This is a genomic window from Pseudomonas farris (assembly GCF_019145235.1).
Taxonomy (GTDB): domain Bacteria; phylum Pseudomonadota; class Gammaproteobacteria; order Pseudomonadales; family Pseudomonadaceae; genus Aquipseudomonas; species Aquipseudomonas farris.
Map to the genome: position 1 here is coordinate 211,705 of NZ_JAHSTV010000011.1, position 18,547 is coordinate 230,251.

The window sequence follows — 18,547 nt, forward strand, 5'->3', positions numbered from 1 at the left end:
GACCTGCGCCGTCCGCCGTGAATACACTCTGCGCAAAGCCACTTGTATACAATTACAAAACGTAAGAGGCACAAAACAATGAGCAAAATGAGAGCAATCGAAGCCGCCGTTCTGGTGATGCGCCGTGAAGGGGTTGATACCGCTTTTGGCATCCCCGGAGCCGCGATCAACCCGCTGTACTCCGCCTTGCAGAAGGTCGGTGGCATCGATCACGTCCTCGCTCGCCACGTTGAAGGCGCCTCGCACATGGCCGAGGGCTACACCCGCACCAAGGCCGGCAACATCGGCGTGTGCATCGGCACCTCCGGCCCGGCCGGTACCGACATGGTCACCGGGCTCTACAGCGCCTCGGCCGACTCGATCCCGATCCTGTGCATCACCGGCCAGGCCCCGCGGGCCCGGATGCACAAGGAAGACTTCCAGGCCGTCGATATCACCAGCATAGTCAAGCCGGTCACCAAGTGGTCGACCACCGTTATGGAACCGGGCCAGGTGCCTTACGCGTTCCAGAAAGCCTTCTATGAAATGCGCTCCGGCCGTCCAGGCCCGGTGCTGATCGACTTGCCGTTCGACGTGCAGATGGCTGAAATCGAATTCGACATCGACGCCTATGAACCGCTGCCGCTGGCCAAGCCGACCGCTAACCGCGTGCAAATCGAGAAGGCCCTGGCCATGCTCGATCAGGCTGAACGTCCATTGCTGGTCGCCGGTGGCGGCATCATCAATGCCGACGCCAGCGAGTTGCTGGTGGAGTTCGCTGAGCTGACCGGTATTCCAGTGATCCCGACCCTGATGGGCTGGGGCACCATCCCGGACGATCACCCGCTGATGGTTGGCATGGTCGGCCTGCAAACCTCGCACCGTTACGGCAACGCCACGATGTTGAAGTCGGACGTGGTGCTGGGCGTCGGTAACCGTTGGGCTAACCGTCACACCGGTTCGGTCGACGTTTACACCGAAGGCCGCAAGTTCATTCACGTCGACATTGAACCGACCCAGATCGGCCGCGTGTTCACCCCGGACCTGGGCATCGTATCCGACGCCGCTGCCGCGTTGACCGTGTTCATCGAAGTCGCTCGCGAATGGCAAACCGCCGGCAAGCTGAAAAACCGCAGCGCCTGGCTGCAAGACTGCCAGCAACGCAAAGCCAGCCTGCAGCGCAAGACTCACTTCGACAACGTGCCGGTCAAGCCGCAACGGGTTTACGAAGAGATGAACCAGGTGTTCGGCAAGGACACCTGCTACGTCAGCACTATCGGTTTGTCGCAGATTGCCGGCGCGCAGTTCCTGCACGTCTACAAACCGCGTCACTGGATCAATTGCGGTCAGGCCGGCCCGCTGGGCTGGACCATTCCGGCAGCACTCGGTGTGGTCAAGGCTGATCCGACCCGCAAAGTGGTGGCGCTCTCGGGCGACTACGACTTCCAGTTCATGATCGAAGAACTGGCGGTGGGCGCGCAGTTCAAGCTGCCGTACATCCACGTTGTCGTGAACAACTCGTACCTGGGGCTGATCCGTCAGGCTCAGCGCGGTTTCGACATGGACTACTGCGTGCAGCTGTCCTTCGACAACCTCAACGCTCCGGAACTCAACGGTTACGGTGTCGACCACGTCGCTGTCGCCGAAGGCCTGGGTTGCAAGGCGCTGCGGGTATTTGAACCGGATCAGATCCAGCCTGCCCTGCGCAAGGCTCAGGAACTGATCGAGGAGTTCAAAGTGCCGGTGATCGTCGAGATCATTCTGGAGCGCGTGACCAACATTTCCATGGGCACCGAGATCAACGCCGTCAACGAATTTGAAGACCTGGCGCTGGTCGGCAACGATGCGCCAACGGCGATTTCGCTGCTCGATTAACTGCTGACCGTTCCCACTGTGGGAGCGAGCCTGCTCGCGAAGGCGGCTTCACATCCAACAAAGATGTTGGCTGACATACCGCTTTCGCGAGCAGGGCTCGCTCCCACAAGGGACCTCACACATATACGGGAGACCACCATGCCGCGTTTCGCAGCCAACCTGTCCATGCTGTTCACCGAGCAGGATTTTCTTGCCCGTTTCGACGCTGCCGCCAAGGCCGGCTTCAGTGGTGTCGAATACCTGTTCCCCTACGATTTCAGCTCCGCCGAAATCAAAGCCAAGCTCGATGCCAATGGCTTGACCCAAGTGCTGTTCAATCTGCCAGCCGGTGACTGGGCCAAGGGCGAGCGCGGTATCGCGTGCTTGCCGGATCGGGTCGAAGAATTCCGCGCCGGTGTCGATCTGGCCATCGCTTACGCCAAAGTGCTGGGCAATACCCAGATCAACTGCCTGGCCGGTATTCGTCCACAAGGCGTCGACGATGCCACCGTGGAAAAGACCTTTGTCGCCAACCTCAAGTACGCGGCCGACAAGCTGCAAGCGGTGGGCATCAAACTGGTAATGGAAGCGATCAACACCCGTGACATCCCGGGCTTCTACCTGAACAACACGGCGCAAGCCCTGTCGATTCGCGAGCAGGTCGGCAGCGCCAACCTGTTCCTGCAATACGACATCTATCACATGCAAATCATGGAGGGCGACCTGGCCCGGACCATGGCCGCGCACCTGGGCGAGATCAACCACATCCAGTTGGCCGACAACCCAGGGCGCAACGAACCGGGCACTGGTGAAATCAATTACCGCTTCCTGTTCGAACACCTGGACCGCATCGGTTATCAGGGTTGGGTTGGCTGTGAATACAAGCCGCTGACCACCACTGAAGCGGGTCTGGGCTGGTTGAAAACCCATAACGCGATTTGATCTGACACCTGTGGGAGCGGGCTTGTGTGGTGAGGGGGCTTGCCCCCGTTCGGCTGCGAAGCAGTCGTAAAAACCGGCACATGCGTTCTATCTGACTCACCGCGAAAAAACATTTGGGGTCGCTTCGCGCCCCAACGGGGGCAAGCCCCCTCGCCACAAAGAGCTCATCGGTCCAGAGCCGGGAGCCACACAAAAACAAGAGGATTTTCTCATGGCTAAAATCGGATTTATCGGCACCGGCATCATGGGCCACCCAATGGCGTTGAACCTGCAGAAAGCCGGTCACAGCCTGTTCCTGTCGGCACACCACGACCCAGCCCCTGCCGATCTGGTCGCCGCTGGTGCCATCGCGCTGGCGAACCCGAAAGAAGTGGCCCAGGAAGCCGAGTTCATCATCGTCATGGTCCCGGATACTCCGCAGGTCGATGACGTGCTGTTCCGCGCCGACGGCGTTGCAGCGGGCGTGAGCAAGGGCAAAGTCGTGATCGACATGAGCTCGATCTCGCCGACCGCCACCAAAGCCTTCGCTGCCAAGATCAACGAGAAAGGCGCTCAATACCTCGACGCACCAGTGTCCGGCGGTGAAGTCGGCGCCAAAGCCGCGACCCTGAGCATCATGGTCGGTGGCGATGCCGATGCGTTCGAACGCGCCCTGCCACTGTTCCAAGCCATGGGAAAGAACATCACCCTGGTCGGTGGCAACGGCGACGGTCAAACCGCGAAAGTGGCGAACCAGATCATCGTCGCGCTGAACATCCAGGCCGTGGCCGAAGCGCTGCTGTTCGCCTCGAAAAACGGTGCCGATCCGGCCAAGGTGCGTGAAGCGCTGATGGGCGGTTTCGCATCATCGAAGATCCTTGAAGTTCACGGCGAACGCATGATCAAGGGCACCTTCGACCCGGGCTTCCGCATCAGCCTGCACCAGAAGGACCTGAACCTGGCCCTGGCCGGCGCTCGCGAACTGGGCATCAACCTTCCGAACACCGCCAATACCCAGCAAGTGTTCAGCACCTGCGCGGCCATCGGTGGCAGCAACTGGGACCACTCGGCGCTGATCAAGGGCCTGGAACACATGGCGAATTTCTCGATTCGCGATAAATAAAGCCTTGCGCAAAAACCTGTGGGAGCGAGCCTGCTCGCGATGAAATCGCCGCGATGCACCTGACATACTGCGGCGCCTGAATCGCGAGCAGGCTCGCTCCCACAGGGAACCGAGTCGCCCTCCAATAACAAGAATTCCGGGAGCCCGCCATGTCGGTCGATCCGCAACAACTGCTGCGCGAGCTGTTTGCCACAGCCATCGACGCGGCCCATCCGCAGCACGTCCTCGAAGCCCATTTACCCAAAGATCGCAGCGGTCGGGTGATCGTCATCGGCGCCGGTAAAGCCGCAGCCGCCATGGCCCAGGTGGTCGAGCGCTGCTGGCACGGCGAAGTGTCGGGTCTTGTGGTGACCCGTTACGGCCACGGCGCCCCGTGCGAAAAAATCGAAGTGGTCGAAGCCGCGCACCCGGTGCCGGATGCTGCTGGTTTGGCTGTCGCGAAACGGGTGCTGGAACTGGTCAGCGACCTCAGCGAAGACGACCGCGTGATCTTCCTGCTCTCGGGCGGAGGCTCTGCCCTCCTCGCCTTGCCCGCCGCCGGCATCACCCTCGCCGACAAACAATCGATCAACAAAGCCCTGCTCAAATCCGGTGCGACCATCGGCGAGATGAATTGCGTGCGCAAGCATCTCTCGGCAATCAAGGGCGGTCGTCTGGGCAAAGCCTGCTGGCCGGCCACGGTTTATACCTATGCGATTTCCGATGTACCGGGCGATCTCGCCACGGTCATCGCGTCCGGGCCCACCGTGGCCGACCCGAGCACCTCGGCCGAAGCGCTGGCGATCCTCAAGCGCTATGGCATCGAAGTCCCGGCATCGGTGCGCACCTGGCTGCAAAACCCGGAATCGGAAACGGTCAAACCCGGCGATCCGAGCCTGGCCCGCAGTCATTTCCAATTGATCGCACGCCCACAGCAATCGCTGGAAGCGGCAGCGGTGAAAGCCCGTCAGGCCGGTTTCAGTCCGTTGATTCTCGGCGACCTGGAAGGTGAATCCCGAGACGTGGCGAAAGTCCACGCCGGCATTGCCCGGCAGATCGTCCAGCACGGCCAGCCGCTGGCAGCGCCGTGCGTGATTCTGTCCGGCGGCGAAACCACCGTCACCGTGCGCGGCAATGGCCGTGGCGGGCGCAACGCCGAATTCCTGCTGAGTCTCACCGACAGCCTCAAAGGCCTGCCCGGCGTCTACGCCTTGGCGGGTGACACCGACGGTATCGACGGCTCGGAAGACAACGCCGGCGCCATCATGACCCCGGACAGCTACGCCCGCGCCGCCGCCCTAGGCCTGAGCGCCAGCGATGAACTGGACAACAACAATGGCTACGGCTATTTCGCCGCGCTGGATGCACTGATCGTCACCGAGCCGACCCGCACCAACGTCAACGACTTCCGCGCCATCCTGATTCTCGAGAGCCCTAAACATGACGCCTGATAAGAAGGTCAAAATCCTCGCCACCCTTGGCCCGGCCACCAACGGAATCGACGACATCCGTGAGCTGGTACAGGCCGGAGTCAATATCTTTCGCCTGAACTTCAGCCACGGCGATCACGCCGACCATGCACAGCGCTATCAATGGATTCGTGAAGTCGAGCGTCAGCTGAATTACCCGCTGGGGATTCTGATGGACCTGCAAGGCCCGAAACTGCGGGTCGGCAAATTCGCCGAGGGCAAAGTGCAGCTGCATCGCGGTCAGGCCTTGCGTCTGGACCTGGACTCGACGCCGGGCGATGAGCGCCGGGTCAACCTGCCTCACCCGGAAATCATCGCAGCGCTGGAGCCAGGCATGGACCTGCTGCTGGACGACGGCAAGCTGCGCCTGCGGGTGGTGACCAAGTACGCCGACGCCATCGACACCACGGTGCTCAATGGCGGCGAGCTGTCGGATCGCAAAGGCGTCAACGTGCCGCAAGCGGTGCTGGACCTGAGCCCGTTGACCGCCAAGGATCGTCGCGATTTGAGCTTCGGTCTGGAGCTGGGTGTGGATTGGGTCGCGCTGTCGTTCGTGCAACGCCCGGAAGACATCCGCGAAGCCCGCGCACTGATCGGCGACAAGGCGTATTTGATGGCGAAGATCGAGAAGCCATCGGCAGTGACTCAACTGCGGGAAATCGCCGAATTGAGCGATGCGATCATGGTCGCTCGCGGTGACTTGGGCGTGGAAGTCCCGGCCGAAAGCGTGCCGCAGATTCAGAAAAACATCATCAGCACCTGCCGCCAACTCGGCAAACCGGTGGTGGTGGCGACGCAGATGCTGGAGTCGATGCGCTTCTCCCCGGCCCCGACCCGCGCCGAAGTCACTGACGTCGCTAACGCGGTGGCCGAAGGTGCGGACGCGGTGATGCTGTCGGCGGAAACCGCGTCCGGTGAGTACCCGCTGGAAGCCGTGCAGATGATGAGCAAGATCATCCGTCAGGTGGAAAACGGCCCGGACTATCAGACCCAACTCGACGTGAGCCGACCGAAAGCCGAGGCCACGGTGTCGGACGCGATCAGCTGCGCCATCCGCCGCATCAGCAACGTGTTGCCGGTGGCGGTGTTGGTTAACTACAGCGAATCCGGCACGTCGAGTCTACGGGCGGCGCGGGAACGGCCGACGGTGCCGATCCTCAACCTGACACCGAACTTGCAAACCGCGCGGCGTTTGACGGTGGCGTGGGGCGTGCATTCGGTGGTCAATGATCGGCTGCGCCAGGTGGATGAAGTGTGCTCGACGGCGCTGGAGATTGCCCAGGCACAGGGCATGGCTCAGCGGGGGGATACGTTGTTGATCACGGCGGGAGTGCCGTTCGGGCAGCCGGGGTCGACCAATTCGTTGCGCATTGAGACGTTGATTTAGCGCCTGTACCGGCCTCTTCGCGAGCAAGCCCGCTCCCACATTTAATCTGTGTTCGACACAAGACCAATGTGGGAGCGGGCTTGCTCGCGAAGCAGGCGACTCGGTCCCCCAGACACACAGACCCCATCATGCCTGCCAACCACTTCAACACCCACTGCCCCGACTGGGCCACTGCCCTGCTCAATGGCTTCAGCCAAATCTTTCTCCAGCGCCATCCGCTGTGCGGTCTGCTGTTTCTGTTGGCGATTCTATTCACCGCGCCCGCTCTGCTCGGCGGTGCGTTGCTGGGAGGGATCGCCGGGTTGCTCACCGCGCAACGTCGCGGGTATACCAAGGCTGATCGTCAGGCCGGGCTGTTCAGCTACAACGGTATCCTGCTCGGTCTGCTGCTGAGCCTTTATTTCCCATGGTCAGCGCTGTTGCCACCGCTGATCATTGCCGCTGGGGGCCTGAGCGCGATGCTCACCCAGCAATGGCTCAAGCGTTCGCGCGATCATCATTGCCTTCCCGCCTATACCGCGCCCTTCGTCGGGATGAGCTGGTTGCTACTGTCATTTGCCGCTCCCCAGCAACCCGCGCCGCTGATCGAAATGACCACACTCAACTTGCTCGCCGCGTCATTGAAAGGGCTCGGTCAGGTGCTGTTTCTCGGTCATCCGCTGGCTGGAGCTCTGATTGCCACGGGTTTGCTGATCGCTGACCGTCGTGCCTTCCTGTGGGCTCTGCTCGGCTCCGTTGCCGGCCTTGGATTCGCCCTTCTGCATCACGAAACATTAACCGCCCTGCAGGGTTTGAGCGGCTACAACGCCGTGCTCGCCGCCCTCGCCTTCAGCCAAAATCGTCGCCAACCTTGGCTGCCATTGTTGGGAATCCTGCTGGCGGTGTTACTCACACCGGGGTTCGCCGCACTCGGCCTGGCCATGTTGACCGCGCCTTTCATCCTCGCCTGCTGGCTGATTCGCGCAGGCATTCGGGTGCTGCGTCAGGCCGCCATAGACAGCGCGCCTTGCGCTACCGGGGAGAATCGACCTAGGCTTCGCTGATTCTCGATTCAGGCGTTTTCCATGGACAGCAGTAAAAACTGGCGTGAAGAGCTTTACGTCATCATCTTCCAATCCGATACCCCGGCCGGCCGGCGCTTCGACAGCATTCTGCTGTTGATCATCCTCGCCAGCCTGGTGATCGTGATTCTGGACAGTATCGACAGCGTTCACCAGAACTACGCCGACATACTGGCGTACATCGAGTGGGGCTTCACCGTCGTTTTCGCCATCGAGTACGGCCTGCGCCTGTACTGCTCGCCCAAGCCGCTGCGCTACGCGTTCAGCTTCTATGGGCTGGTGGATTTGCTGGCGATCGTGCCTGGCATTCTCGCGCTGTATTACAGCGATGCGCAGTACCTGCTGATCATCCGGATCATTCGGATGCTGCGGATTTTCCGCGTGCTCAAGCTCAGCCCGTATCTGAAGCAAGCCAACTATTTGATGACGGCTCTGCGCGGCAGCAAGCAGAAGATCGTGGTGTTTCTGCTCAGCGTCAGCACCCTGGTGACGGTGTTCGGCACTCTGATGTACGTGATCGAAGGCCCGGAACACGGCTTCACCAGCATCCCCAAAGGCATCTATTGGGCCATCGTCACGCTGACTACCGTGGGTTTTGGCGACATCGTGCCCAGGACGCCGTTGGGTCAGGTGGTTTCATCGCTGGTGATGATCACCGGTTACTCGATCATCGCCGTGCCAACAGGGATCTTTACCGCGGAATTGGCCAATGCCATGCGCGGTGAACAATTGCAACACGATTGCCCGACCTGCCAGAAAAACAGTCACGAACACGGCGCAGCATTTTGCTCCCGTTGCGGCAATGCGCTGTTCAAGAAACTGGAATAAGCAAAGTGCTTTTTAATCTTTAAAGGACTATGCGAGCCCGGCTATAGTCGCTGGCAAATTGCCAACACTTTCCATAGAACATGTTTGATAAAACAAGGAATGCGCAGTGAAAAAACTCTTTGGCGCCTCACTTCTGGCCGCTGGCCTGGCCTTGGGCAGCATGGCTCAGGCTGCACCGACCCTGCTTAACGTTTCCTACGACGTGATGCGAGATTTCTACAAGGACTACAACGCTGCCTTCCAGAAACACTGGCAAGCCGAGCACAACGAAAACATCACGCTGCAGATGTCCTTCGGCGGTTCCAGCAAACAGGCGCGTTCAGTGATCGATGGCCTGCCGGCTGACGTCATCACCATGAACATGGCCACTGACATCAACGCCCTGGCGGACAACGGCAAACTGGTCCCGGACAACTGGGTCACGCGCCTGCCAAACAACAGCGCGCCATTCACGTCGGCCACCGTGTTCATCGTGCGCAAAGGCAACCCGAAAGCCCTGAAAGACTGGCCGGACCTGCTCAAGGACGGCGTGCAAGTGATCGTCCCCAATCCGAAAACCTCGGGCAACGGCCGCTACACCTACCTCTCGGCCTGGGGCTACGTGCTGAAAAATGGCGGTGACGAAAGCACGGCAAAATCCTTCGTCGGCAAACTGTTCAAACAAGCACCGGTGCTGGATACCGGCGGCCGTGCAGCCACCACCACGTTCATGACCAACCAGATCGGCGACGTGCTGGTGACCTTCGAAAACGAGGCGGAAATGATTGCGCGTGAGTTTGGTCGTGATCAGTTTGAAGTGATTTACCCGAGTGTTTCCGCTGAGGCCGAGCCACCAGTGTCTGTGGTCGACAAAGTGGTCGAGAAAAAAGGCACTCGCGCTGCCGCTGAGGAATATTTGAAGTACCTGTGGTCGCCTGAAGGTCAGGAAATTGCGGCTGCCAACTACCTGCGTCCCCGTGATCCTGCGGTATTGGCCAAGTACACCGATCGCTTCCCGAAAGTGGATTTCCTTTCGGTGGAGAAGACCTTTGGTGACTGGCGCACGGTGCAGAAGACCCACTTCAATGATGGTGGGGTTTTTGATCAGATTTACAGCGGTCAGTAATTCCTGAGCCAAACGAAAAGGCGACCTGCAATGGTCGCCTTTTTTGTAGGTGCATGCTTGTGTGGCGAGGGGGTTGCGTCATGCCGTTACATTGGCGGGGTTATGCCGTCCTTGCCCGCTGCAACCGATTGGGCAGTGAGTGTCCCGTCGGCGCTTTGGGTGACGAACGTTACGATCTTCACGCCCACCTTCAGCAAGCTCCGATCCCCCGGCACCAGATTCACGATCGGCACATCCTCCGGCACCAGAATTTTCTGCTGGCCGCCCTTGTAGTTGACGGTCAGAACCCGGCCGTTGCTGACCACCAGATCGCCCACGCTGCCGTTGGTCATGCTGCTGCCCTTGACCAGATCAAAGGGCCGATGGCCGTCGCCGCTGCCGGCCAGTTCCGGTGGGAACACGTGGACTTCCAGGGCCTTGAGAGAACCATCTTCCTGCGGCACGGCAGCCGAGCCTATGTAGCTGCCGGGTTTGATGTCTTCGATATTGGCCACGGTAACGGCGCGGACTTTGGTGTCTTTAGTCAGGTTGATCACCACGTCTTCGCCGCTGTTGACGTGGACTTTCAGAATGTCGGCGCTGATACCGGTAATCTCGCCGCGCACACCGATGCGCATACCCGGCGCGTCCTGGGCCTGAGCCAAGGTTGTCGCGAACACAGTGATCAAGGTGACTGCTGAAGCGCCTCGGATCAGATGACGGAACATCGCATTCATGAAAGTGCCTTCCGGTTTATGAAGCGTTAAGAGAGAACATAAGCACGCTATCGAACAAGATGTTAGTGAATGTATCATCGGACGCGACGATCGCGACCGACGATTCAAAGGTCCAAATGAACAGCCTCTCTCAATCATTCTTCAGAGGCATGATGACTATCACCCTATTCCCTCTTCCGCCGCTCTAGCCAGCCTATTAGCCTCTGCGCATTCCTTCTTGTTCAACGAGACCCGTTATGAATCCAACGACTCAGGTGCCCCTCGGTGCCGCGACAATGACCCGAGGCATGGTGCTGCTCTTCGCCTTCTGCTGCGGCGCCATCGTGGCCAACATCTACTACGCCCAGCCGATCATCGGCCTGATCGCGCCGGACATCGGCCTGACCGACACCATGGCCAGCCTGATCGTTTCGCTGACGCAGATTGGTTATGCGCTGGGTCTGTTCTTCCTGGTGCCGTTGGGTGATCTGCTGGAAAACCGCCGCTTGATGATCATCACCACCGTGGTGGCGATTGCCAGTCTGCTGGGCGCCGCGTTCACCGATCAGCCGAATGTGTTTCTGTTGATCTCGTTGCTGGTGGGGTTCAGCTCGGTGTCGGTGCAAATCCTGATTCCACTGGCCGCCCACCTGGCGCCGGAAGAATCACGCGGCCGCGTGGTCGGCGGCATCATGGGTGGTTTACTGCTGGGGATTCTGCTGGCTCGACCGGTGTCCAGCGTAATAGCCGACCACTTCGGCTGGCGTGCGATGTTCGTCATCGCTGCGGTATTGATGGCGGCCATCAGCATCGTGCTGGCCCTGACCATCCCCAAGCGCCAGCCTGATCACAGTGCTTCTTATGGCCAGTTGTTGGGTTCGCTCTGGACGCTGTTGCGTCAGCAGCCGGTGTTGCGTCAACGGGCGTTTTATCAAGCCTGCATGTTCGCCACCTTCAGTCTGTTCTGGACTGCAGTACCGCTGGAACTGTCGCGTAATCATGGCTTGTCGCAAACCCAGATCGCGATCTTCGCCCTGGTCGGCGCCATCGGCGCGATTGCCGCACCCATCGCCGGTCGACTGGCCGATGCCGGCCATACCCGCATCGCCTCGCTGCTGGCCCTGCTATTCGCCAGCCTGAGCTTCCTGCCCGCCTTCATCCACCCGGTCTACAGCGTTATCGGCCTGGCCGTGACAGGGGTAGTGCTGGATTTCTGCGTGCAAATGAACATGGTCCTCGGCCAACGCGCGGTCTACACCCTCGACGCTAAAAGCCGCGGCCGTCTGAATGCGCTGTACATGACCAGCATCTTCATCGGCGGTGCGTTTGGTTCTTCGGTGGCCAGCGCGGTGTATGAGCATGGTGGCTGGTTGTGGATCGTGATTGTGGGTAGTGCGTTTCCGTTGTTGGCGTTGTTGCGGTTTTTGAGTGTTTCGCAGAGGCGTTCGTTGGCGACGGCTTAGGACGCTAAAAGCTTCGCGGGCAAGTCGGATCGCCGCACCGCTCGCTCCTACAGGGGTAATGCAAGACATGTAGGTGTGAGGCTTGCCCGCGAAGGCGATTCGACTGATGCCACTCAAGGCCGAACCAGTTTCTCCATCGCCGCATCCGCGAGAAAGGAGGAGCGGCTTTTGACATTGTGCTCTCGCACATAGCGGTCAATGCGCTGGATCACGTAGCCAGGCAGCGTCACATTGACCTTCTCGGTCTTGCCCAGATACGGCGAGATGTCGAGTTCCAGCATCCCCCACCCCATGTCGGCAAATTCCGGATTCTCGCGGTGCGCAGCCGCTGAGGTCGGCATCGGAATTGACTCCCCGCCTGCCATGAGCTCCTGCAGCATGATGTGGGCAATTTCGACCGCCGCGTTGTAAGCATCTTCAAACGTATCCCCGGCCGTTACGGCACCTGGGATATCGGGGATCTGAATACCGATGGCGGTGTTCTCGTCGCCCCACTCGATACAGATTGGGTATTGCATTATGGATCTCCTGCCAAACTGGCTCCCGGGCAATAAAGCCCGGCTCGCCTCCTGATGCTTTTAACCGTCCCGACCGGCAAATCCTTCTTCGGATGAGGGACGGGTATCGTGTAAGGGTTGTAACGGTGAGTGAAGATGTGATGACTGCCGGTGACCCGTTCCAGTGCCCAGCCCGCCTCTATCAGTTCCTTGATCAATAACCTGCTCTGCACCATCAGCCTCCTTGCTCCGGCTCAAACAAAAATAACCCTGGAGTTACTTTTACTCAAGCACAAAAAACCGGATAGCGACGCTCGGTTGTTTTACAGGGTGTGATTTTGATCGGACCTACAAAGGCTCTGGATTACGTCCAGGCCTTGCTGTTAAAAGAGCCTTAAACAAGCTCTTTTTTCGTTTATTGCGATTTTCGTTTGATTCGAATAGCCTTCCAGCATCGCTACTCAGAATGTTGAAATTTCATCATGTCCTTAATCATCCACCCACCGATCAACCTGCCCATGGCGCGCGAAGTTCAGGCCGCTATCGAAGGCCAGCGCGCCCTCGCGGCCTATCTCGCGACTCAATTCGAAACCCAATGCATCCAGATTTTCGACGAACAGAATGAAGCTCACAGCGTCGAACTGCCCACTTCAGCCCTTCGATTGCTGGTCGACATCCTCGCTGCATTGGCAGAAGGCAATGCGGTAAAGGTCGTCCCGGTTCATGCGGAACTGACCACCCAGGAAGCGGCGGACTTACTCAATGTCTCACGCCCGCACCTGATCAAACTGCTGGAGTCCGGCGAGTTGTCCTACCACAAAACCGGCAAGCACCGACGTGTGCGCTTTGCCGATTTGATGGATTATAAAAACCGGCGCGACACCGCCAGCGAGCAAGCAATGACGCTTCTCGCCGAGCAAGCACAAGCGTTAAGGACAGGATAGGAGTGAGGCACTCCCCTTTACCGCTGTATATGACGCATGTGTTTTGTACCCAGCTCCCCTGAGAGACTTTCTGATGTGGCTAGCACTCTCAGGACGTTTTCGGGCGCGATGGTCACTGGAGATACACAACGAATGGAAGCGCAATCTGTTGAAAAACCGTCCGGACCTGACAACAGAGCAATTGGATCGCACGTCCGACTTGATGGATCAGGCCATACCCGATGCTTGCGTATCCGGTTACGAAAAGCTGATCGAAGGGCTCACATTGCCCGACATCGATGACCGGCATGTTCTGGCTGCCGCCATACGCTGCAACGCCAGTGTCATTGTGACTTTTAATCAGAAAGACTTTCCCGATGAAACACTCGGACCTTTTGGCATCGAGGCCCAGCATCCTGACGAGTTCGTCGATAACCTCTTTGACCTGGACCCGGCAGCGGTTGTCGCGGCAGCACAACGGCAACGCAAACAGCTAAAGATGCCGCCAATGGATGTCGGTACCTATCTTGATCTGCTCTTTCGCCAAGACCTGATTCAGTCGAGCAAGGCGTTGACCAATTATCGGGCGATTCTTTAATCGCCTCTCACAAACCCTAAAAAGCAAAACGGCGATCCTCAGATCGCCGTTTCCATTCACTGCCCGAATTGCCGTCCCAACCCACCCGGCACGCCATTGATGTTCGTCTCTTCCCACGGCCCGTTCGGGCTGATCGAACGGCTCCAGCCGTTGTTCCAGCGGTAGTAGGTGCGCTGGCGGTAGAAGGTGTTGGTCTGATCATCGAGAACGTAAACACCGAGTTTCGCGTCCCAATGGCTGTTGCCCCCCGGTGGCGGGGCGAAGCTGGCGGAGGTGCGCGGCACGGGTTTTGACGGTTTGACCGGAGTGCTTGGTTTACTCGGTACCGTCGGCGGGGGCGGTTTGGTGCTTGGCCCCGAAGGCGGGATCGGCGGCAGTCGTGTGGGCTCGGGCTGCTGGACCGCACAAGCGCTTAACCCCAAAACCATGCTGAGGAGAGTGATACGAGCGATGGCGGTCATTGTGGCGTTTCCTGTTATTTATCCGGACTGTCGATGATTAGTTTTTGTTGCGCGGTGGTGCTGGTGGCCAAGGGTTGGCTGCGACCGATCCATTCGCCGGCAGTCGGTTGGCCAGCGCGGGAGATGCGCGCAACCAGTTGGACTTCAGGGAAGTTCGACAGTTTCAACTGCGGCATCATGGCGTCGGCATCACCCAGTTCGACGGTTGCCGGCAAGTCGGCGACAGTCAGACGCTTGGCGGCCAGCGGCGCGGGCGGGCCGGAAATGGCGCGGGCGAAAATGAACACGCTGTCACCCGGTTGGACCTTGGCTTTGAGCTCTGGCGCCAGATCGACCTGCACTTTGAGCAGTGCTGCAGCTTTGGCCGCAGGCGCCTGGGCAACCTTGCCACCACTGACTTCGAGTTTCTCGGCGGCGCGAGTAATGCCACCTTGCAGCGCGACGCGGGATTTATCATCCGGCGGCAGTTGCGCCAGCAGGCGATTCCAGTAGTCGATGGCGTCTTGGTAACGCTCGCCTTCGAAGGCCGCGATGCCCAGCAGACCGAGGCTGGTGACTTCTTTCGGATCAGCTTTCAGCGCTTCGTCGGTCAGGGCCTGAACCTTGTCCGACCACTTCTTGCCGTCGGCGAAATATTGCGCCTGGGCCCATTGCCCGAGCAGTTCCGGTTGACGACCGGCCAGGGCCACGGTGCGTTCGAAGATTTTCGCCGCATCGGCCGGACGGTCCTGAGCCATGTAGGTGCGGCCGAGGAAGTACAGACCTTCGGCCGAATCCGGTTGGGCGGCAACCGCACGTTCCAGGCGACGGGTCATCTCTTCCATCGACTGCGGCGCCTGGACGAATTCGCGGGTCAGCTCGACTTTATCGCTGGCGCCGAAATGCAGGTACAGCCCAAGGCCCAGCACCGGCACCAGAATCGCCGCCAGCAAGGGCAACGGCTTGCCCAGACGCGACACGCGCGGCGCCTCGACGCCTTCGGTGTCGGCGAGCAGTTCACGGGCAGCTTCGGCGCGGCCGGTGTCCATTTGTTCGGCGTTGAGCACGCCCTCTTCCTGCTGAGTCTGCAACTCAGCCACGCGCTCCTGATAAAGCGCGACGTTCAGTGCCGTGCGGTCCTCTTCAAGCTGGGCACGACGACCACGCAGAACGGGAATCAGCAGAAAACTCAGGGCAACCAGGAGCAGCAGGCCTGCAGCGAGCCAGAAATCAATCATTCTTGGTTTTATCCAACAGGTGGTCGAGGCGCTCGCGCTCCTCGGCAGAAAGCGTGTCCGGGCTGTCAGTGCGTTGCACGCGACGACGGCGGACGATCACGGCGATGATCACAAAACCGCCCAGCAACAGGCCGGCGGGGCCGAACCAGAGCAGTGCAGTTTTGGCGTTCAGGGCAGGTTTGTAGCGGACGAAGTCACCGTAGCGGTCGACCATGAAATCGATGATCTGCTGGTTGTCCTTGCCCTCGCCAAGCATGCGAAAAATCTCTTTGCGCAGGTCGGCGGCGATCGGTGCGTTGGAATCGGCGATGTCCTGATTCTGGCACTTGGGGCAACGCAGCTCTTTGGTCAGCTCGCGAAAGCGCTCACGGTCGCCTTCTTTGGCGAACTCGTAGGTGTCGATGGCCGCGTGGGCCACACCGGCCATGCTCAAACCCAGCACGGCGGCGGCGATCCAGCGCTTCATGGTTTGGCCTCGTCGACCAGCGCCTGATACTTGGCCGCCAGTTTTTCGCGCCAGACTTGCTCGTCGATCACGCCGACGAATTTGTCGCGGATGATGCCCTTGGCGTCGATGAAGAAGGTTTCCGGTGCGCCGTACACGCCAAGGTTCAGGCCCAGGGTGCCGGCATCGTCACGGATGTCCAGTTGATACGGGTTGTGGAACTCGGCCAGCCACTTCAAGGCATCGGTGTTGACGTCCTTGTAGTTGACGCCGTAGATCACCACGCCCTGCCCGGCCAGTTTGTTCAGCACCGGGTGCTCGACCCGGCAGGAAATGCACCAGGTGCCCCAGACGTTGACCAATGCCGGTTTACCCAGAAGGTCCGCTTTGGTCAGGGTTTTGTCACCCTGCACCGAAGGCAACGAAAACTCCGGGAACGGTTTGTTGATCATCGCCGAAGGCAGCTCGGCCGGGTCCAGGTACAGACCCCGATACAGAAAAACAGCAACCACCAGAAAAATCGCCAGTGGCAACAGCATCAACCAACGTCTCATGCGGTGGCTCCCGTCATGCCGAGCGCTTCACGCACGCGGCTTTTCACCTTGACCCGATAACGGCGATCAAGCGCCGCCAGCAGCCCGCCGAGCCCCGTAAGCAACCCACCAAACCAGATCCAGCGCACGAACGGTTTGACGTGCACGCGGACCGCCCACGCGCCCTCGCCCAACGGTTCGCCCAATGCGACGTAAAGGTCACGGGTGAAACCGGCGTCGATCCCGGCTTCGGTCATCACCGAATTTTGCACGGTGTACAGGCGTTTTTCCGGGTGCAGCACGCTGACTTCCTTGCCGTCGCGGATCACCCGGATGGTGCCCTTGTCGGACGTGAAGTTCGGCCCTTCGAAGTGCTTGGCGCCTTCGAACACAAATTGGTAGCCGGCCAGGCTCATGGACTCACCCGGCGCCAGGCGCAGATCACGCTCGGCACTGTTCTGGCTCGACAACACGACACCCAGCGCGCACACGGCAATGCCCAAATGCGCGACTTGCATGCCCCAATAGCTGCGAGTCAGGGTAGGCAGACCTTTGATCAGGCCCTTGTGACGTGTCTTGTCGAAGATATCCCGCACACCGGCCAGCAACACCCAGGCAGCCAGCATGAATGTCGCCAGCACTGCCCAATTGAAATCGCCGTAAGCGACGCCCGCCACGACGGCCAGCGCAGCGCTGCCAAGCAACACCGGGGTCAACATGCTCATCAGCCATTTGACCGGGGTGTCTTTCCAGCGCACCAGCATGCCGACCGCCATCACCACCATCAGCAACGCCATCAATGGAATGAACAGCGCGTTGAAGTACGGCGGGCCGACCGACAGCTTGGCGCCAGTCATCGCATCGAGAATCAATGGATACAAGGTGCCGAGCAGGATCATCGAAGCGGCCACCACCAGCACCAGGTTATTGCCCAGCAGCAGGGTTTCCCGGGACCAGAGGTTGAAACCAACATGGCTCTTGACCACCGGAGCGCGCAGAGCGAACAGCGTCAGCGAACCACCGACCACAAACAGCAGGAAGATCAGGATGAACACACCGCGCTCGGGGTCGGACGCAAAGGCGTGAACCGAGGTCAGCACGCCGGAACGCACAAGGAAGGTCCCTAGCAAACTCAACGAAAACGCGGCGATGGCCAGCAGCACCGTCCAGCTCTTGAACACCCCACGTTTTTCCGTGACCGCCAACGAGTGAATCAGCGCCGTGCCCACCAGCCAAGGCATGAAGGATGCGTTTTCGACCGGGTCCCAGAACCACCAGCCACCCCAGCCGAGTTCGTAGTAGGCCCACCAGGAGCCCAACGTAATACCGATACCGAGGAAAGCCCAGGCCACGATGGTCCACGGACGCGACCAGCGCGCCCACGCCGCGTCGAGACGACCGCCCAGCAGCGCGGCAATGGCGAAAGCAAACGCCACAGAGAAACCGACATAGCCCATGTACAGCATCGGCGGGTGAACGATCAGGCCGATGTCTTGCAGCAGTGGATTGAGGTCGCGCCCATCCGTCGGCATCTGCGGCAGGATTCGGGCGAACGGGTTGGACGTCAGGATCAGGAACAGCAGGAAGCCGGTGCTGATCATGCCCATCACTGCCAATACGCGAGCCAGCATCACTTGCGGCAATTGTCGGGAGAACACCGACACCGCGAAGGTCCAGCCGCCGAGGATCAGTGCCCACAGCAGCAACGAACCTTCATGAGCGCCCCAGACGGCGCTGAATTTGTAGTACCACGGCAAGGCGCTGTTGGAGTTGCTGGCCACGTAAGCAACGGAGAAATCATCCGCCATGAACGCGTAAGTCAGGCAACCGAAAGCGAATAGCAGAAACGCGAACTGTCCCCATGCGGCCGGCTGGGCCAGGCTCATCCACAAACGGTCGCCACGCCAGGCACCGAGCAACGGCACCACGGCTTGAACCAGCGCGAAACACAGCGCGAGGATCATGGCCAGGTGGCCGAGTTCGGGGATAAAGATTGCGGACGTCATCGA

General features: G+C 59.9%; 18 protein-coding genes and 1 pseudogene. 11 read left to right on the forward strand and 8 right to left on the reverse strand.

The features are described 5' to 3' along the window. Positions 1–78: 78 nt before the first annotated feature. From gcl to KVG95_RS23145, 8 genes are all read left to right on the forward strand, one after another. On the forward strand, positions 79–1,854 hold the full coding sequence (gene gcl, locus KVG95_RS23110; RefSeq protein ID WP_217858083.1) for a glyoxylate carboligase: 1,776 nt from the start codon (positions 79–81) through the stop codon (positions 1,852–1,854). Positions 1,855–1,992: 138 nt separating this feature from the next. Then, positions 1,993–2,775 (forward strand): hydroxypyruvate isomerase, encoded by a 783-nt coding sequence (hyi, locus tag KVG95_RS23115; protein ID WP_008014978.1) that lies wholly within the window; start codon positions 1,993–1,995, stop codon positions 2,773–2,775. Positions 2,776–2,986: 211 nt separating this feature from the next. Beyond that, positions 2,987–3,877 (forward strand): 2-hydroxy-3-oxopropionate reductase, encoded by an 891-nt coding sequence (locus tag KVG95_RS23120; protein ID WP_007894261.1) that lies wholly within the window; start codon positions 2,987–2,989, stop codon positions 3,875–3,877. 149 nt (positions 3,878–4,026) lie between these two features. Then, positions 4,027–5,307, forward strand: coding sequence for a glycerate kinase type-2 family protein (locus KVG95_RS23125; protein WP_052966769.1), 1,281 nt, complete (start codon positions 4,027–4,029; stop codon positions 5,305–5,307). Continuing rightward, a complete protein-coding gene (gene pyk, locus KVG95_RS23130; RefSeq protein ID WP_217858084.1) occupies positions 5,297–6,712 on the forward strand; it encodes a pyruvate kinase in 1,416 nt (471 codons plus the stop codon). The genes KVG95_RS23125 and pyk overlap by 11 nt, the downstream gene beginning before the upstream one ends. 128 nt (positions 6,713–6,840) lie before the next feature. Further along, positions 6,841–7,755, forward strand: a complete 915-nt coding sequence (locus KVG95_RS23135) for an urea transporter (RefSeq protein ID WP_217858085.1) — start codon at positions 6,841–6,843, stop codon at positions 7,753–7,755. A gap of 21 nt (positions 7,756–7,776) precedes the next feature. Further along, the gene (locus tag KVG95_RS23140) at positions 7,777–8,601 is read left to right on the forward strand and encodes an ion transporter (RefSeq protein WP_123360178.1); all 825 of its coding nucleotides are present in this window, start codon (positions 7,777–7,779) and stop codon (positions 8,599–8,601) included. A gap of 106 nt (positions 8,602–8,707) precedes the next feature. Continuing rightward, positions 8,708–9,706, forward strand: coding sequence for a sulfate ABC transporter substrate-binding protein (locus tag KVG95_RS23145; protein WP_217858086.1), 999 nt, complete (start codon positions 8,708–8,710; stop codon positions 9,704–9,706). Between the two features lie 86 nt (positions 9,707–9,792). Here KVG95_RS23145 and KVG95_RS23150 read toward each other — a convergent pair whose 3' ends face one another. Continuing rightward, the gene (locus KVG95_RS23150; RefSeq protein ID WP_217858087.1) at positions 9,793–10,422 is read right to left on the reverse strand and encodes a hypothetical protein; all 630 of its coding nucleotides are present in this window, start codon (positions 10,420–10,422) and stop codon (positions 9,793–9,795) included. A 236-nt stretch (positions 10,423–10,658) separates the two neighbouring features. Between KVG95_RS23150 and KVG95_RS23155 the strand changes: the two genes are divergently transcribed. Next, positions 10,659–11,864, forward strand: a complete 1,206-nt coding sequence (locus KVG95_RS23155) for an MFS transporter (RefSeq protein ID WP_217858088.1) — start codon at positions 10,659–10,661, stop codon at positions 11,862–11,864. A gap of 113 nt (positions 11,865–11,977) precedes the next feature. Here KVG95_RS23155 and KVG95_RS23160 read toward each other — a convergent pair whose 3' ends face one another. Both KVG95_RS23160 and KVG95_RS23165 read right to left on the reverse strand, forming a co-directional pair. Beyond that, positions 11,978–12,382 carry a type II toxin-antitoxin system HicB family antitoxin gene (locus KVG95_RS23160; protein ID WP_217858089.1) on the reverse strand — a complete coding sequence of 135 codons (405 nt, stop codon included), beginning with the start codon at positions 12,380–12,382 and terminating at the stop codon, positions 11,978–11,980. Then, the gene (locus KVG95_RS23165; RefSeq protein ID WP_217858090.1) at positions 12,382–12,594 is read right to left on the reverse strand and encodes a type II toxin-antitoxin system HicA family toxin; all 213 of its coding nucleotides are present in this window, start codon (positions 12,592–12,594) and stop codon (positions 12,382–12,384) included. Before KVG95_RS23165 ends, KVG95_RS23160 begins: the two co-directional genes overlap by 1 nt. A 249-nt stretch (positions 12,595–12,843) precedes the next feature. Between KVG95_RS23165 and KVG95_RS23170 the strand changes: the two genes are divergently transcribed. Together KVG95_RS23170 and KVG95_RS23175 are read left to right on the forward strand one after the other, a co-directional pair. After that, positions 12,844–13,305 carry a helix-turn-helix domain-containing protein gene (locus KVG95_RS23170; RefSeq protein ID WP_217858091.1) on the forward strand — a complete coding sequence of 154 codons (462 nt, stop codon included), beginning with the start codon at positions 12,844–12,846 and terminating at the stop codon, positions 13,303–13,305. Between the two features lie 13 nt (positions 13,306–13,318). Beyond that, positions 13,319–13,882 (forward strand): annotated as a pseudogene (locus KVG95_RS23175) (VapC50 family PIN domain-containing toxin); the annotation flags it as partial. Positions 13,883–13,938: 56 nt separating this feature from the next. Here KVG95_RS23175 and KVG95_RS23180 read toward each other — a convergent pair. Genes KVG95_RS23180 through KVG95_RS23200 form a run of 5 tightly spaced genes read right to left on the reverse strand, consistent with a single transcriptional unit; the run spans position 13,939 to position 18,544 of the window. After that, on the reverse strand, positions 13,939–14,343 hold the full coding sequence (locus tag KVG95_RS23180) for a hypothetical protein (RefSeq protein ID WP_217858093.1): 405 nt from the start codon (positions 14,341–14,343) through the stop codon (positions 13,939–13,941). A gap of 14 nt (positions 14,344–14,357) precedes the next feature. Continuing rightward, positions 14,358–15,560 (reverse strand): c-type cytochrome biogenesis protein CcmI, encoded by a 1,203-nt coding sequence (gene ccmI, locus KVG95_RS23185; protein ID WP_217858094.1) that lies wholly within the window; start codon positions 15,558–15,560, stop codon positions 14,358–14,360. Continuing rightward, on the reverse strand, positions 15,553–16,026 hold the full coding sequence (locus KVG95_RS23190; RefSeq protein ID WP_007894247.1) for a cytochrome c-type biogenesis protein: 474 nt from the start codon (positions 16,024–16,026) through the stop codon (positions 15,553–15,555). The genes ccmI and KVG95_RS23190 overlap by 8 nt, the downstream gene beginning before the upstream one ends. Next, on the reverse strand, positions 16,023–16,559 hold the full coding sequence (locus KVG95_RS23195) for a DsbE family thiol:disulfide interchange protein (RefSeq protein ID WP_052966781.1): 537 nt from the start codon (positions 16,557–16,559) through the stop codon (positions 16,023–16,025). Before KVG95_RS23195 ends, KVG95_RS23190 begins: the two co-directional genes overlap by 4 nt. Beyond that, positions 16,556–18,544: a heme lyase CcmF/NrfE family subunit gene (locus tag KVG95_RS23200; protein ID WP_217858095.1), complete on the reverse strand. Its 1,989-nt coding sequence runs from the start codon at positions 18,542–18,544 to the stop codon at positions 16,556–16,558. Before KVG95_RS23200 ends, KVG95_RS23195 begins: the two co-directional genes overlap by 4 nt. Positions 18,545–18,547: the final 3 nt, after the last annotated feature.

Bases quoted from the DNA above. Each gene is read 5' to 3' on its own strand.
- gcl (WP_217858083.1), top strand. From the start codon at position 79: ATGAGCAAAATGAGAGCAATCGAAGCCGCCGTTCTGGTGATGCGCCGT.
- KVG95_RS23190 (WP_007894247.1), bottom strand. From the start codon at position 16,026: ATGAAGCGCTGGATCGCCGCCGCCGTGCTGGGTTTGAGCATGGCCGGT.
- KVG95_RS23180 (WP_217858093.1), bottom strand. From the start codon at position 14,343: ATGACCGCCATCGCTCGTATCACTCTCCTCAGCATGGTTTTGGGGTTA.
- KVG95_RS23120 (WP_007894261.1), top strand. From the start codon at position 2,987: ATGGCTAAAATCGGATTTATCGGCACCGGCATCATGGGCCACCCAATG.
- KVG95_RS23155 (WP_217858088.1), top strand. From the start codon at position 10,659: ATGAATCCAACGACTCAGGTGCCCCTCGGTGCCGCGACAATGACCCGA.
- pyk (WP_217858084.1), top strand. From the start codon at position 5,297: ATGACGCCTGATAAGAAGGTCAAAATCCTCGCCACCCTTGGCCCGGCC.
- KVG95_RS23170 (WP_217858091.1), top strand. From the start codon at position 12,844: ATGTCCTTAATCATCCACCCACCGATCAACCTGCCCATGGCGCGCGAA.
- KVG95_RS23195 (WP_052966781.1), bottom strand. From the start codon at position 16,559: ATGAGACGTTGGTTGATGCTGTTGCCACTGGCGATTTTTCTGGTGGTT.
- KVG95_RS23140 (WP_123360178.1), top strand. From the start codon at position 7,777: ATGGACAGCAGTAAAAACTGGCGTGAAGAGCTTTACGTCATCATCTTC.
- KVG95_RS23135 (WP_217858085.1), top strand. From the start codon at position 6,841: ATGCCTGCCAACCACTTCAACACCCACTGCCCCGACTGGGCCACTGCC.
- KVG95_RS23160 (WP_217858089.1), bottom strand. From the start codon at position 12,382: ATGCAATACCCAATCTGTATCGAGTGGGGCGACGAGAACACCGCCATC.
- KVG95_RS23200 (WP_217858095.1), bottom strand. From the start codon at position 18,544: ATGACGTCCGCAATCTTTATCCCCGAACTCGGCCACCTGGCCATGATC.
- KVG95_RS23150 (WP_217858087.1), bottom strand. From the start codon at position 10,422: ATGAATGCGATGTTCCGTCATCTGATCCGAGGCGCTTCAGCAGTCACC.
- KVG95_RS23125 (WP_052966769.1), top strand. From the start codon at position 4,027: ATGTCGGTCGATCCGCAACAACTGCTGCGCGAGCTGTTTGCCACAGCC.
- ccmI (WP_217858094.1), bottom strand. From the start codon at position 15,560: ATGATTGATTTCTGGCTCGCTGCAGGCCTGCTGCTCCTGGTTGCCCTG.
- hyi (WP_008014978.1), top strand. From the start codon at position 1,993: ATGCCGCGTTTCGCAGCCAACCTGTCCATGCTGTTCACCGAGCAGGAT.